Annotated in this window: 13 protein-coding genes; 2 read left to right on the forward strand and 11 right to left on the reverse strand. The window is 62.9% G+C overall.

Going from position 1 to position 14,243, the window contains the following annotated elements:
- The first annotated feature begins 153 nt into the window (after positions 1–153).
- Positions 154–582 carry an NINE protein gene (locus J2X56_RS12765; RefSeq protein ID WP_310160578.1) on the forward strand — a complete coding sequence of 143 codons (429 nt, stop codon included), beginning with the start codon at positions 154–156 and terminating at the stop codon, positions 580–582.
- An 82-nt stretch (positions 583–664) separates the two neighbouring features.
- On the opposite strand, the gene J2X56_RS12770 is transcribed toward J2X56_RS12765, so the two are convergent.
- From J2X56_RS12770 to J2X56_RS12820, 11 genes are all read right to left on the reverse strand, one after another.
- The gene (locus J2X56_RS12770; RefSeq protein ID WP_134134837.1) at positions 665–2,449 is read right to left on the reverse strand and encodes an acyl-CoA dehydrogenase; all 1,785 of its coding nucleotides are present in this window, start codon (positions 2,447–2,449) and stop codon (positions 665–667) included.
- A gap of 95 nt (positions 2,450–2,544) precedes the next feature.
- A complete protein-coding gene (locus J2X56_RS12775) occupies positions 2,545–3,474 on the reverse strand; it encodes an electron transfer flavoprotein subunit alpha/FixB family protein (protein WP_121038569.1) in 930 nt (309 codons plus the stop codon).
- A gap of 2 nt (positions 3,475–3,476) precedes the next feature.
- The gene (locus tag J2X56_RS12780; protein ID WP_034332360.1) at positions 3,477–4,232 is read right to left on the reverse strand and encodes an electron transfer flavoprotein subunit beta/FixA family protein; all 756 of its coding nucleotides are present in this window, start codon (positions 4,230–4,232) and stop codon (positions 3,477–3,479) included.
- Between the two features lie 220 nt (positions 4,233–4,452).
- On the reverse strand, positions 4,453–5,412 hold the full coding sequence (locus J2X56_RS12785; protein ID WP_310160579.1) for a D-glycerate dehydrogenase: 960 nt from the start codon (positions 5,410–5,412) through the stop codon (positions 4,453–4,455).
- A gap of 22 nt (positions 5,413–5,434) precedes the next feature.
- Positions 5,435–6,379 carry a sugar kinase gene (locus tag J2X56_RS12790; protein ID WP_310160580.1) on the reverse strand — a complete coding sequence of 315 codons (945 nt, stop codon included), beginning with the start codon at positions 6,377–6,379 and terminating at the stop codon, positions 5,435–5,437.
- Positions 6,380–6,390: 11 nt separating this feature from the next.
- The gene (locus J2X56_RS12795) at positions 6,391–7,134 is read right to left on the reverse strand and encodes a sugar phosphate isomerase/epimerase (protein WP_034332365.1); all 744 of its coding nucleotides are present in this window, start codon (positions 7,132–7,134) and stop codon (positions 6,391–6,393) included.
- Positions 7,131–7,865, reverse strand: a complete 735-nt coding sequence (locus tag J2X56_RS12800; RefSeq protein ID WP_088756750.1) for an amino acid ABC transporter ATP-binding protein — start codon at positions 7,863–7,865, stop codon at positions 7,131–7,133. Before J2X56_RS12800 ends, J2X56_RS12795 begins: the two co-directional genes overlap by 4 nt.
- Positions 7,852–8,502: an amino acid ABC transporter permease gene (locus J2X56_RS12805; protein WP_121038556.1), complete on the reverse strand. Its 651-nt coding sequence runs from the start codon at positions 8,500–8,502 to the stop codon at positions 7,852–7,854. Before J2X56_RS12805 ends, J2X56_RS12800 begins: the two co-directional genes overlap by 14 nt.
- The gene (locus tag J2X56_RS12810) at positions 8,502–9,197 is read right to left on the reverse strand and encodes an amino acid ABC transporter permease (protein WP_034332369.1); all 696 of its coding nucleotides are present in this window, start codon (positions 9,195–9,197) and stop codon (positions 8,502–8,504) included. Before J2X56_RS12810 ends, J2X56_RS12805 begins: the two co-directional genes overlap by 1 nt.
- Positions 9,198–9,323: 126 nt before the next feature.
- Positions 9,324–10,127 (reverse strand): transporter substrate-binding domain-containing protein, encoded by an 804-nt coding sequence (locus tag J2X56_RS12815; RefSeq protein WP_121038551.1) that lies wholly within the window; start codon positions 10,125–10,127, stop codon positions 9,324–9,326.
- Positions 10,128–10,430: 303 nt separating this feature from the next.
- Positions 10,431–11,558 (reverse strand): LacI family DNA-binding transcriptional regulator, encoded by a 1,128-nt coding sequence (locus J2X56_RS12820; protein ID WP_310160581.1) that lies wholly within the window; start codon positions 11,556–11,558, stop codon positions 10,431–10,433.
- A 394-nt stretch (positions 11,559–11,952) separates the two neighbouring features.
- Between J2X56_RS12820 and J2X56_RS12825 the strand changes: the two genes are divergently transcribed.
- Positions 11,953–14,064, forward strand: a complete 2,112-nt coding sequence (locus tag J2X56_RS12825; protein WP_204725177.1) for a TonB-dependent siderophore receptor — start codon at positions 11,953–11,955, stop codon at positions 14,062–14,064.
- Positions 14,065–14,243 lie beyond the last annotated feature (179 nt).

The following is a 14,243-nucleotide window of genomic DNA, read 5'->3' on the forward strand; positions in this document are numbered from 1 at the left end:
GCCCCACCTCCAGCCAGGACTGCCGCATCGCAGCTTGTCCTGACGGAAATCACCCTGCGCCAGGGGCTCGGCTATACTGCTGCCAGACCTGACCACAACACGGCCGCCAGCGTCATCTCTGGCGGCTTACAACAGAATAAAGAGACGCGCAGCATGCCCTTGCCTTCCGCACCCCGCCACAAGAACAAGACCCTGACGACTTTCCTGGCCACCGCTTTCGGCAGCATCGGCCTGCACCGTTTCTATCTCCACGGCGGCCGTGACCGCTTCGGCTGGCTGCATATCCTGGCCATTCCGCTGTCGCTGGCCTTGATGGCAGCACGGCCGGACGCGCCCAAGCTCTTCACCGGACTGCCCTTCGTGCTGTCGGCGCTGATTGGCTGCCTGGAAGCGCTGGTGCTCGGCCTCACGCCGGACGACAAGTGGGATGCGCGCTACAACGCCGGCAGCGGCAAGCGTTCTGAATCGCACTGGATCCTGGCACTGATCCTGGTCCTGACCGTGGGATTGGGTGCCATGGGGGTGATCGCCCTGCTGGCGCGCAGCTTCGACCTGCTCTTCACTGGCGGGGCCTTCGGCTGAGCTGCTGCCCTGCCCTCACGATCCCAATGAACAAGCCCGGAACATCGTCTACGATGTTCCGGGCTTTTGTTTGAAGCCGGGATCAGAACTGCTCTTCGGCCAGCGCCATCACCGCTGCACCGCCATCGACGATGGCCGTGCGATAGGCCAGCGCCTGCGGCAGGATCTGCTCGGCATAGAAACGCGCGGTCGCCAGCTTGGCTTCGTAGAACTTGCCGTCGCCCTCGCCGGATTTCAGCTTGCCCGCCGCGATGGCCGCTGCACGCGCCATCTGCCAGCCACCCAGCACCACGCCGGCCATCTTCAGATACGGGACGCTGCCCGCGAAGACCGCCTTGATATCGCTCTTGACGTTGGCCACCACATACCCGACCACCTGTTCCAGCGCATCGGCGGCTTCGGCCAGGCGCGCCGCGATGGGCTGCAGTTGCGCATCGCCCTGCAGTTCGGCCGCGGTCTGGCGCACCTGGGCGATGATGCCCTTGGCAACAGCGCCGCCGTCACGCACGGTCTTGCGGCCCACCAGGTCATTGGCCTGGATGGCGGTCGTGCCTTCGTAGATCGGCAGGATGCGCGCATCGCGGTAATGCTGGGCCGCGCCGGTTTCCTCGATGAAGCCCATGCCGCCATGTACCTGCACGCCGGTGGAGGTCACATCGATGGACATCTCGGTGATCCAGCCCTTGACGATGGGCACCAGGTATTCGTAGAAGGCCTGGTTGGATTTGCGGGTGGCTTCGTCATCGCTGAAGTGCGCCGCATCCGACGTGGCCGCGGCCACATAGGACAAGGCCCGCGCCGCCTCGATCTGGGCGCGCATGGACATCAGCATGCGGCGCACATCGGGCTGGTGGATGATTGCCACCGGACCGGGCGAGCCGGCCAGGTCGCGCGACTGGATGCGGTCGCGGGCATAGGACACGGCTTTCTGATAGGCACGCTCCGACACCGACAGCCCCTGGATGCCCACGGCAAAGCGCGCCGCATTCATCATGATGAACATGTATTCCAGGCCGCGATTCTCTTCGCCGACCAGGGTACCGATGGCGCCGCCATGGTCACCGAACTGCAGCACGGCGGTCGGGCTGGCCTTGATGCCCAGCTTGTGTTCGATGGAAACGCAGTGCACGTCATTGCGCGCGCCCAGCGAACCGTCGGCATTGACCAGGAACTTGGGCACGATGAACAGCGAAATGCCCTTCACGCCTTCGGGCGCATTGGGCGTGCGGGCCAGCACCAGATGGACGATGTTCTCGGCCATGTCGTGCTCGCCATAGGTGATGAAGATCTTGGTCCCGAAGAGCTTGTAGGTCCCGTCCCCCTCCGGCACGGCGCGGGTACGCACCAGTGCCAGGTCGGAGCCGGCCTGCGGCTCGGTCAGGTTCATGGTGCCGGTCCACTTGCCGGAGATGAAGTTGGCGATGAAGGTTTCCTTCTGCTGCTGGGTGCCGGCCGTCATCAGCGCTTCGATGGTGCCATCGGTCAACAGCGGGCACAGCGCGAAGGAGAGATTGGCCGAGTTCAGCATCTCGATGCAGGGCGTGGCCAGCAGCTTGGGCAGGCCTTGTCCGCCGAACTCCACGGGATGCTGAACGCCTTGCCAGCCGGCTTCACCAAACTGGCGGAAGGCTTCCTTGAATCCGGGGCTGGTGGTGACCTTGCCGTCGGCCCAGCTGCTGGGGGCCTTGTCGGCAGAATGGTTCAGCGGGGCGATCACTTCACTGCAGAAACGGGCGTTTTCTTCGAGAATGGCCTCGGCCGTTTCCGGCGTGGCATCCTCGCAGCCCGGCAGCGCATTCACGGCTGCCAGACCGGCCAGTTCGTTCATGACGAACAACATATCCTTCACGGGCGCGGTGTAACTCATCTCCAACCTCCAATGCGGAACGCTCTGCCGGCGTTCCTTGCTTGCACGAAAACACCCCGGCCGGAGCCGGGGCGAATACTACGGTTCAGGACAGATCAGCCAAGCTGCTTGACCAGCTCGGGGACGACCTCGAAGAGGTCACCCACCAGGCCGTAATCGGCCACCGAGAAGATCGGCGCTTCCTCGTCCTTGTTGATGGCGACGATGACCTTGGAGTCCTTCATGCCAGCCAGGTGCTGGATCGCGCCGGAGATACCGACAGCGATATAAAGCTGGGGCGCGACGATCTTGCCGGTCTGGCCGACCTGCCAGTCGTTGGGCACATAGCCTGCGTCGACCGCAGCGCGGGAGGCGCCCATGGCGGCGTTGAGCTTGTCGGCCAGCGGTTCCAGGATCTTGAAGCTTTCCGCCGAACCCATGCCACGGCCACCGGAGACGATGATCTTGGCAGCGGTCAGTTCCGGACGATCCGACTTGGCCACTTCACGGCCCACGAAGCTGGACTTGCCCGAATCGGCCACGGCCGGGATGCTTTCCACGGCCGCCGAACCACCCTGCGCGGCCGGATCGAAACCGGTGGTGCGCACGGTGATGACCTTGATCGGGTCGATCGACTGCACGGTGGCAATGGCGTTGCCGGCGTAGATCGGACGTTCGAAGGTATCAGCCGACTCCACCTTGGTGATGTCGGAAATCTGGCCCACGTCCAGCTTGGCGGCCACGCGCGGCAGGATGTTCTTGCCGTAGGCGGTGGCGGGCGCCAGGATGTGGCTGTAATCCTTGGCGATGGCCAGGACTTGCTCGGCCACGTTCTCGGCCAGGCCGTCGGCGAATTGCGGGGCATCGGCCAGCAGCACCTTGACGACGCCTGCCACTTGGGCGGCAGCGTCAGCGGCGGCCTTGGCATTGGCACCTGCGACCAGGACGTGGACATCGCCACCGGCTTGCGCTGCCGCGGTGATGGTGTTGAGAGTGCTGCCCTTGAGGCTGGCGTTGTCGTGTTCAGCAATAACGAGTGCGGTCATGATCAGATCACCTTGGCTTCATTTTTCAGTTTGGCGACCAGGGTCGCGACATCCGGCACCTTCACGCCGGCGCTGCGCTTGGCAGGCTCGGTGACCTTCAGGGTCTTCACGCGCGGGGCCACGTCCACGCCCAGCTCGTCGGGCTTGACGGTATCGAGCTGCTTCTTCTTGGCCTTCATGATGTTGGGCAGCGTGACGTAACGCGGCTCGTTCAGGCGCAGGTCGGTGGTGATGATGGCCGGCAGGGTCAGGGCCAGGGTTTCCAGGCCGCCGTCCACTTCACGGGTCACGGTGACCTTGCCCTCTTCCAGCACGACCTTGGAAGCGAAGGTGGCTTGCGGCCAGCCCAAGAGCGCTGCCAGCATCTGGCCGGTCTGGTTGCAGTCATCGTCGATGGCCTGCTTGCCCAGGATGATCAGCTGCGGCTGTTCCTTCTCGGCCAGGGCCTTGAGGATCTTGGCCACGGCCAGCGGTTGCAGTTCGACATCGGCCGCCACTTCGGCCAGGATGCCGCGATCGGCACCAATGGCCATGGCGGTGCGCAGGGTTTCCTGGCACTGGGTCACGCCGGCGGAGACGGCGATCACTTCGGTGACCTTGCCGCCTTCTTTCAGGCGCACGGCTTCTTCCACCGCGATTTCGTCAAACGGGTTCATCGACATCTTGACGTTGGCGATATCGACGCCGCTGCCGTCGCTCTTGACGCGCACCTTGACGTTGTAATCCACGACGCGCTTGACTGGTACTAATACTTTCATCGCATGGCCCTTGCAAAAAGGAATTGACGTAAACGTAAACTTCCGCAGGATTATAAAAGCAAAACGGGGTGCCTACCGGTTTTTAGCACGATCGTTCTTTTTAATGTTCGCAGCATACACCAAAGATTCACGTGAGCGGAAGAGGAAATGAAGAGAAGCTGAAAAAAACTTCATGCAGCGGAATTGAAGCGCGGCCTGCCCGCAGGCAACACCGCGCTGTTCAGACCGCCAGGTGGGGGACCGGTTCGCCGCGCAGGCCGGCCAGCAGGTTGGAGACGGCCAGCTCGGCCATGGCCAGCCGGGTTTCATGGGTGGCCGAACCGATGTGGGGCAAGGCCACCACGTTGGGGAGTTGCAGCAGGGGCGATTCGGCGGGCAGCGGCTCGACTTCGAACACATCCAGGCCGGCACCATAAATGGTCTTGTCCTGCAGGGCCTCAATCAGCGCCGCCTCATCGACGATGCGCCCGCGCGAGGCATTGATGAAGATGGCGCTACGCTTCATGAGCGCGAATTCGCGTGCGCCGATCAGGCGTTCGGTATCGGCATTCAGGGGCAGCATGACGCAGACGAAGTCCGCCTGGGCCAGCAACTCATCCTGGCTGACGTAGCGCGCATCGAGTTCGCGCTCGGCCTCGGGATCGGGGCGGCGGTTGTGATACAGGATGGGCATGCCGAAACCATGATGCGCCCGCCGCGCCACCGCAGAGCCGATGCGGCCCATGCCGATCAGGCCCAGCGTCTTGCCGTGCACGTTCACGCCGAACTGGGCCTCGCCGATGCTGCCCTTCCAGCGACCGGCCTTGACGTATTCGGCCAGCTCCACCACGCGGCGCGCAGTGGAGAGGATCAGGGCAAAGATGGTATCGGCAGTGGCTTCGGTGAGCACGCCGGGCGTATGCGCCAGCATCAGCCCGCGCCGGCGAAAATAATCCAGGTCGAAATTGTCCACGCCCACCGAGATGGTGGAGGCGATCCTGAGTTGCGGCGCGCCCTCCAGCATGTCGTTGGTGATGGGCAAGCTGGCACCGATCATGCCATGGGCAGTCTTCAGTGCCGCGAGGAAATCCGCACGGTTGTCTTGCGTAATGCGGTCAAAGAGCGTCACGTTGCATTCCGCCTGCAGGCGCTGCAGCAGATGTTCGGGCAATTTTTTGTAGACGACTACGTGCGGCTTCATGGCGATTCCTGTGAGAGTCAAATCAGGCCGAGGCCGCCTCCAGCTCGGCCCGGGTGGGCAAGCCTTCCATGTCGCCCACCACCTGGATGGCGAACGCCCCGATGCGGTTGCCGCGCATGACGGCCTGGGGTACCGGCAAACCTTCCAGCATGCCGCTGATGACACCTACTGCGAAGCCATCCCCGGCGCCCACGGTATCGACCACTTCCTTCACCGGCACGCCAGCCACCCTGCCCTCGCCTTCACTGTTGCGCCAGTAAGCGCCCTCCGCGCCCAGCTTGATGACCACCATCTTCACACCGCGCTCCAGGTAGAAGCCGGCGATGGCGTGCGGATCTTCATATCCGGTCAGAAGCGTCCCTTCCGACAAACCCGGCAGCACCCAATCCGCCTTGAAGGCCAGCGCATTCAACTGCTGCGCCATGACTTCGCGCGAGGGCCACAGCATCGGCCGCAGGTTGGGATCGAAGGAAATCGTCTTGCCCTGCGCCCGCATGAACTCCATGGCGTGATGGGCAAAGGCCATCGTCGTGGGCGACAAGGCCGGCGCGATGCCGGTGGCGTGCAGGTGCCGCGCCGCGCCGAAATACGCCGGATCGAAATCCTCCAGCGACAGATGGCTGGCCGCCGAGCCCTTGCGGTAATACTCGATGGCGGGGTCTGCTCCATCCACCGCCTTGGCCTTCAGCTGGATGGCCGTGCGGAATTCCATGTCGGTCAGCACGCGGCTGACCTCCACGCCTTCCTGCGCCACGCGCTTGCGAATGAAGCGGCCGAAGGCATCATTGCCCACCCGGCTGGCCCAGCCCACCTTCAAACCCAGGCGCGCCAGGCCGATGGCCACATTGGTCTCGGCACCGGCCAGGCGGCGCGTGTATTTTTCCACTTCTTCAAACGGGCCGACTTCATCGGCCACCAGCAAGGCCAGCGCTTCGCCCCAGGTCACCACATCCAGTTGCATCGTCATTGTGCTTGTCCTCAGACGGCCGCCAGCATCGCCACGTGGCGGCGCGTCGTTTCTTCCAGATCCGTGCCCACCAGCGGGAATTCGATGGCCCGCAGGATGCCCGTGGGGAAATGCGCCAGCATGGCCGGCCAGTGCGTATCCTGCGCCTGCAGCGGCACGGCCTTGAGCTTGCCCTTGTCTTCCTGCACGCCCTTGCAGTGCACGTAGCGCACATGCGGTGCCAGCGAGCGCGCGGCGGTCTCGGGATCGACGCCCTGCCAGTGCCAGTTGCCCATGTCGAAGGTCATGCCGAAGGCATAGCCATTGCCGGTGCACAGCGCCAGGAAGCTGACGATGGGCTCCAGCCGTCCGCCCTGCGGGGTCTGGTCGTTCTCCAGCAGGACTTCGATGGGGGAATGCGAGAGGAAGCGCAGCAATGATTGCAGATCACTGGCGACAGAGAAATGGCCGAGCGACACCTTCAGGAAACGTGCACCGAGCTCCTCGGCCTCGTTCATCGCCTGCCCGATCTGCTCGCGATCAAATCGCCCGTCGGCACGGAACAATTCCAACGGCGCGGAATACACCGAAAACAGCTTGTGCTGCTCCAGCAAGGCGCGCAAGGCCGGCAGGTCCTGCGGGCCATCGAAGAGCTCACGCCGTATTTCAAGGCCAGCCGCCCCGGCCGCCGCCACCATCGGGACCAGGTCGGCATGGCCGACCCGCCGTACCAGGTCCGCCCCATAGGCCGAAGCGGCGACCAGGACCGGACTCACTTGAGCGCCCCTGCACCGATGAACTGCCTGGCTTCCGGGGTCTGCGGATCGGCGAAGAATTCCTCCGAAGGCCGCGCTTCCCACACCTTGCCCTGGTGCATGAAGACGGTGAGGTCCGCCACCCGGCGCGCGAACTCCATCTCGTGCGTCACCAGCAGCATGGTCATGCCACCGCGTGCCAGCTCTTCCATGACCTTCAGCACTTCGGCGGTCAGTTCCGGGTCCAGTGCCGAGGTCACTTCATCGAACAGCATCACCTGCGGCTCCATGGCCAGCGAGCGGGCGATGGCCACGCGTTGCTGCTGGCCGCCGGAGAGCTGCTCCGGATAGGCGTCGCGCTTGTGATCCAGGCCGACCTGCTTCAAGACTTTGATGGCGGTCTCGCGGGCGGTGTCGGTGGCGGTCTTCTTGACGATGCGGGGTGACAGCATGATGTTCTCCTCCACGGTCAGGTGCGGAAAGAGATTGTAATGCTGGAACACCATGCCCACATCCTTGCGCAATTCGATGAGGTGTTCGTGCTTGTTGGTGAGCTTGTGACCGGCCACGGTGATGCTGCCGCCGTCGATGGTCTCGAGCCCGTTGATGCAGCGGAGCATGGTGCTCTTGCCGGAGCCCGAACGGCCGATGATGGCCACCACCTGGCCGCGCTCGACCGACAGCGAAATGCCGTTTAACACCTGGTTGCTGCCGAAGCGTTTGGTGATGTTGTCAATCTCAACGATGGGCATGGTATTTCCTCTCCAGGGCAAAAGCGAAACGGGACAGCGGATAACAGAAAACGAAGTAGATACCGGCCACGATGGGGAAGACCAGGAAGGGCTGGAAGGTCGCATTGCTGACCAGCTTGCCGGCCTGCGCCAGTTCCACCAGGCCGATGATGGAGGCGATCGAGGTGTTCTTGACGATCTGCACCAGGAAGCCCACGGTCGGCGGCAGCGAAATACGCACCGCCTGCGGCAGGATCACGTAGCGCAGCTGCTGCCAGCGCGTCATGGCCAGGGCAGTTGACGCTTCCCACTGCGGCACCGGTACGGCCTCGATGCAGCCGCGCCAGATCTCGCCCAGATAGGCGCTGGAATAGATCGTCATGGCGATGGTGGCGGCCACCATGGGCGGGAGCTTGTAGCCGAAGATCGCCAGTCCGTAGAACGACAGGAACAGGATGATCAGCACCGGCGTGCCCTGGATGATCTGTATATACACCGCCGAGAGCAGCCGCAGCGGGGCCAGGTGCGAGGTACGCATCAGGGCCACGATGAAGCCGGCGATGCCGCCGCCGATGAATGCCAGTGCCGAGAGCAGCAGCGTCCAGCGCGCCGCCTCCAGCAGGAACATGAAATTATCGAAGGAAAATTCAGCGAGCATCACATCCTCCTCGGACGAGCCACGCCCAGGCGGCGACGGCGTTTGAAGACCACCAGTCCGATCAGCCAGAAGGCCAGGCGGAACAGCAATGCCAGCAGGATGTAGAGCACCATCACCACCAGGTAGATCTCGAAGCTGCGGAAGGTCTCGGCATCGAGCAGGTTGGCCGTGGCCGTCAGCTCCTCAGCCGAGATGGCCGAGACGATGCTGGAGGCCAGCATCATCAGCGTGAACTGGCTGGCCAGTGCCGGATAGACTTTTTCCAGCGCGGGTGTCAGCACCACATGCCGGATCACCTGCCCGCGCGTCATGGCCAGCGCCTGCGCCGCCTCGATCTGCGAAGGGTGGATGGCCATCATGCCGGCCCGCACGATCTCGGTGGAGTAGGCCCCGAGATTGACCGTCATGGCCACCAGCGCGGCGATGTTGGCATCGACCTGTACGCCGATGGAAGGCAGGCCGAAGAAGATGATGAACAGCTGCACCAGGAACGGCGTACTGCGGATCAGCTCAACGTAGGAGGTAACCGCCAGCCGCGCCGGTGCGCTGCCATGAATGGAAATGATGGCGCCGAAAATGCCGACGGCCAAACCGCAGATCATCGACAGCGCGCTCAGCCGTATGGTGAGCAGTGCGCCGACCAGCAACTGATCCAGGTGCTGGAAGATGAACGCGAACTGAAAATCGTAATGCATCGTGTGCTCCTCCGACAAACCCGCGCCGTCCGCGCATCCCCTGAACGGCGCGTGATCTGTTCTTCTCAGGCTGCGCAGTTCATGCCTGCGCAGCCGCTTCTGCAAGACAGATTCCGGTTGCCGGAATCAGAACACCGGCAGGTTGGGCAGCGGGCCGGCCCACTTGCGCGAGATGGCATCGAGTTCGCCGTTGAGCTTGACGTAGTAGATGAAGTTGTTGAGCCACTGCTGCAGCTCATACGAGCCCTTGCGCACGGTCATCGAATTGGGTTGCACCGAGTACGGGAACTTGACTTCGATCTTGCCCTGGCCACGGCTCTTGACGATTTCATTGGCCATGGTATTGGGAATGGAGATGGCATCGACCTGGTTCGACAGCAGCGCCTGGGTCACCGTGGAGTCATCCTCGAAACGCACCAGCACCGTGCCCGGAGGCGCCAGGCGGGTCAGTGCGGTGTCGTTGGTGGAGCCGCGCGAGACGCCCACTTTCTTCTTGACCAGGTCATCGAGCTTCTTGAAGTTGCTGCCCACCGGACCGACGATGGAGAGTTCGAAACCGCTGTAGGGAATCGTGAACAGCACCGACTTCGCACGTTCAGGCGTGGGAGCCAGGGTGGCGGCCAGCATGTCGACCTTGCCCGATTCCAGCGCCGGGATACGGGCCGGCGGCACCAGCGGCACGATCTCCACCGGCAGGCCGAGATACTTGCCGATCAGGTTGGCCACATCGACGTCATAACCGATGGGCACGCCCTTGGCATCGACCGAACCGAAGGGCGGTGTGCCGCTGACCACACCGATGGTGATCTTGCCTTTCTTGGTCAGCTCGGCGATGCTCTGCGCGCTGGCGCTGGCGGCGGTTGCCACTGCGCAGGCAGCGGCCAGCGTCAGTGCGACGAATTTTGCGTTGAAAATGTTCTTGATGCTCATCCTGGTCTCCTGATCAATCAATGTCGTGTGGACGGCAGTCCGTTGAGTGCGACAGGCACCGAATCCCGCTGCCCGCTGGTGCGCGGCCGCAGGGACTCGCTTGCCCCTCTTTGTTGCTGCCTGCTTGTGCTTCCCGCTTGCAGGTCTGTGATGCGGCCGGAAGGCCGTAATACGGTTGCGTGCTGCTGAAATACGGGCGCCATCTTTACTGAACAGCTCTGCAGTCCTGTTTCAAGGTCTTACCAGTAGTGCGCAGTGCCACGATCAAAGGTCTGCACTTTGGTATCGGTTCCAGCGATGGGCCTAACTGCCGCTCGCTGGCGCCATCGGCGCGGGCCGGATCTTGCTCACGATGCTGCTCGCCAGCGCGCGCTGCGGATGGCCGTCCACACTGGCGGTCGAACCGCGGCAGATGAGGCGGGGATCGAGCAGCATTTCCATGCGCACCGAGCGCTCGCCGTGGATGCGGACCAGCAAGCGTTCGATGGCCGTAAAGCCGATGTCATAGGTCGGTTGTTCGATGGTGCTGATGCCGCTGCCCACCAGCGGTGACCATGCCAGTTCATCGAAACACAGCAGGCCCACGTCATCCGGAAAGCGCAGCGACATGCTCTGCAAGGCCAGCGCGATCTGCAGCGAGACCATGCCGTTGCCGGCCAGCAGGGCCACTCGCCCCGAGCTGCCGGCGGCCGCCCGGCGCAGGAAATATTCGCGCACGACCGTGGCCACATGGCCGGGCTGGTCCACATCCACTTCCAGCGTCTCGCCATGGCAATCTGGACGTTGCACCATCGCCTGCAAAAATCCCGCCTGCCGCCCCTGCCGCGAACTCACGCCGAACAGCGGCTGCACCACCAGTGCAATATCCGTATAACCCTGCGCCAACAGGTGATGCGTGGCCAGTTGCGCGGCCTTGACGTTATCGAGGCCGACCAGGTCGAAGTCGCAGCCTTCCACGTGCCGGTCCAGCAGCACCACCGGAAAGGCCGCCTGCCCCAGCTCGCGCAGCGGCGTCACGTTGCGGCCCTGGGTGTTGAACAGCAGGCCTTCCACGCTGTAGGAATGCAGGGCGGCCAGCGACTGCTTCTCGCGCGCCTCGTCATTGCCGGTGTTGCACAGCATGAGCGTGTAGCCATGCTTCTGGCAGGCCGCTTCCGCACCATGCAGCACGGCCACCGAATAGGGATTGAGAATGTCCGCCACCAGCATGCCGATGAGCCGCGTACGGCCACCCTTGAGCCCGCGCGCCATCTGGCTGGGCTGATAGCCCAGGCGCTCGATGGTCTTGCTGATCTGGTCGCGCAGCGGTGCCGAGAGCGCGTCGAATTCGCCGCCCAGGTAACGCGATACGCTGGTCTTGGACACCCCGGCCTCCCGCGCAACCTGCGCGATGGTGACCCGGTCGGTGCCGGTCTTGGTGTGTTGTCTCACTATTGCCCGCCAAATCGTTGAACTGCGTCGGTTGATTTGTCTGAAGGCTCCGGGCTGCTCATTTATATGAATCTTTTGGAACCGGTTCCAAGATAGCAGCGGGATCCGGGCGGGTCAAACTTATTTCAGATGAAAAATTTGAGCAGATGCCATGAACGGCGCACTCACGTTCTCGCACGGCAATATGAATGGATCAGCGCATGAGACGCTGGCTTTCCGGCGATTGCTTCATTCCCGCCGTTCAAGGTCTGAAGCCCGGCTCCTGATTGATGCGACGCGCCAAACACCCTGTACGCGCGCCAGGCGACAAGATGCAAACGATCAGTAAATATTTGTTGCCAAGCACAAGAATGCGATATCATGAATAGTAATTATTCTCATTATTATCTGATTCATGCCCTCGCTCTCCCCCGGCGCTCTCGCCGTCCTGCTCGCTTTTTCCGTATTGCCCGCTTCTTCCGTCCTGGCACAGACTGCCAGCACGGACAACAGTGCGGCATCAACCCAATTGCCCACCGTCGATGTGGTCGCTGATGGCGTCAACGACACCAAGTTCAAGGCCACCCAAAGCCAAGTCAACAAATCGACTACACCGCTGTCGCAAACCCCGCAATCGGTGTCGGTGGTCACGCGCGCCATGCTGGACAGCCAGCAGGCCGTCTCTCTGGCCGATGCGCTGGAGAACGTGCCCGGCGTGGTGGCGCAGCAATATGGCCGGCGCGGCTGGGATGACCTGATCATCCGTGGCCAGGTCGCCTCCGATTCGCTGTATCTGGATGGCCTGCGCACCACCGCCAGCTCGCGCGTGGCCGAGCAGCTGTTCGGACTGCAGCAGGTGGAAGTGCTCAAGGGACCGGGCTCGCTGCTGTATGGCCTGGTGCTGCCGGGCGGGCTGGTCAACATGGTCAGCAAGCGTCCGCAAGGCAATGACTTCGCCAACGTCGACGTCACCGTGGGCAGCCACGACTTCTACCAGACCACCGTGGACATGAACAAATCGCTGTCGGAAAACGGCAAGCAGGCTTTCCGCATCAACGGTCTCATTTCCAATTCGAACGACGCCACCGACAACGTGTGGTTCAAGAACCGCTACATCGCGCCCTCGCTGTCGCTGGACCTGGGTGCGCGTACCGACTTCACCATCCTGACCAGCTACCAGGAACGCAGCTACGTGCGCCAGCAAGGTCTGCCGCTGTCGGGCTCGATCAACAGCAACGTCAACGGCGCGCTGCCGCGCAGCCTGTTCATCGGCGAGCCGGGCGCGCGTCCGTATGCGGCCAATGAAACCCGCGTCGGCTATGCGCTGACGCACCGCTTCGATGACGGCTGGACCCTCAACAACAACGTGCGTTACCAGCAGTTCGAGATGAGCGGGCAACTGGTGGCCAACAACGTCCTGTCGAGCACCGGCCGCAGCCTCACGCGCACCGGTACCGACCAGACCTATGAAGGCCAGACCTTCAGCATCGACACCAATGTCCAGCGCAGCTTCAACACCGGCTTCGGCAAGCACGAGATCACGCTGGGTACGGACTATCTCAATTCGCGCGAAGACACGCTCTCCTACACCTGCACGGTGGCGGCGCTCAACGTCTACAACCCGGTGTATGGTGCGCGACTGAATTGCCCGGCCACACCCAATACCTATACCTCGACCAGCATCCGCGATACCGGCTTGTATGCACGCGACAACATCCGTTTCGGCGAACGCTGGCAATTGCTGACCGGCCTGCGCTACGACAACGTCTCGACCTACTCGACCAATCTGCGCACCGGCGCGCATACCGACACTCCGGCCAGCGCCACGACCGGCTCGGCTGCATTGATGTATGAGTTGCTGCGTGGTGTACGTCCCTACATCAGTTACGCGACCTCGTTCTATCCGAACAGCGGCACCGATGTGAGCGGCGGCACCTTCAAGCCCGAGACCGGCAAGCAATGGGAAGCCGGCGTGAAGTTCGACCTCGACGAAGGCCGCACCAGTCTCAACGTAGCCGTGTTCGACCTGCGCCGCCGCAACGTGCTGGTGAGCGATCCCAACAACACCGGCTTCAACATTGCCGTGGGTGAACAGCGTTCGCAGGGCGGCGAGATCAGCGTGACCTCCGACTTGCGCAATGGCCTGAGCCTCAACGCGGGCTACTCCTATACGGCGGCCATCGTGACCGACGACGGCGGCCAGCGCAGCACCACCGTGGGCCAGTGGCTGGACAACGTCCCGCGCCACAACTTCACCACCAGCGCCCGCTATCGCTTCAAGGGCCAACTGGCCGGATGGGAGTGGAACGGCGGCGTGCACGGCCAGAGCATGATGCGTACCAACGGCTATACCCTGCCGGGCTACGTGCTGGCCGATACCGGCGTGGCCTACAACGCCGAACGCTGGCGCGCTGCGCTCAACGTCAAGAACATCTTCAATACGCACTACTACGCGGGCGGTCTGGCGCGGGCGGTGGCCTTGGGGGATGACCGGACCATCTTGCTGACGCTGGGGTATCGTTACTGATCTCCTGTCCCGCCTTCTCGTGATTCAAGATCGGCCGCTTTCATGCGGCCGATTTTTTTATCCAATGATTCGACATGAATGGCTCATTCGCGGCGAGCTGCGATGCAATCATTCATGTATGGGGAATGCCCACTGACATTCTTCCATGCGAATCCATACAAGATCAATTGCAGACCATC

Source organism: Herbaspirillum sp. 1173, from assembly GCF_031455335.1.
GTDB classification, from domain to species: domain Bacteria; phylum Pseudomonadota; class Gammaproteobacteria; order Burkholderiales; family Burkholderiaceae_D; genus Herbaspirillum; species Herbaspirillum huttiense.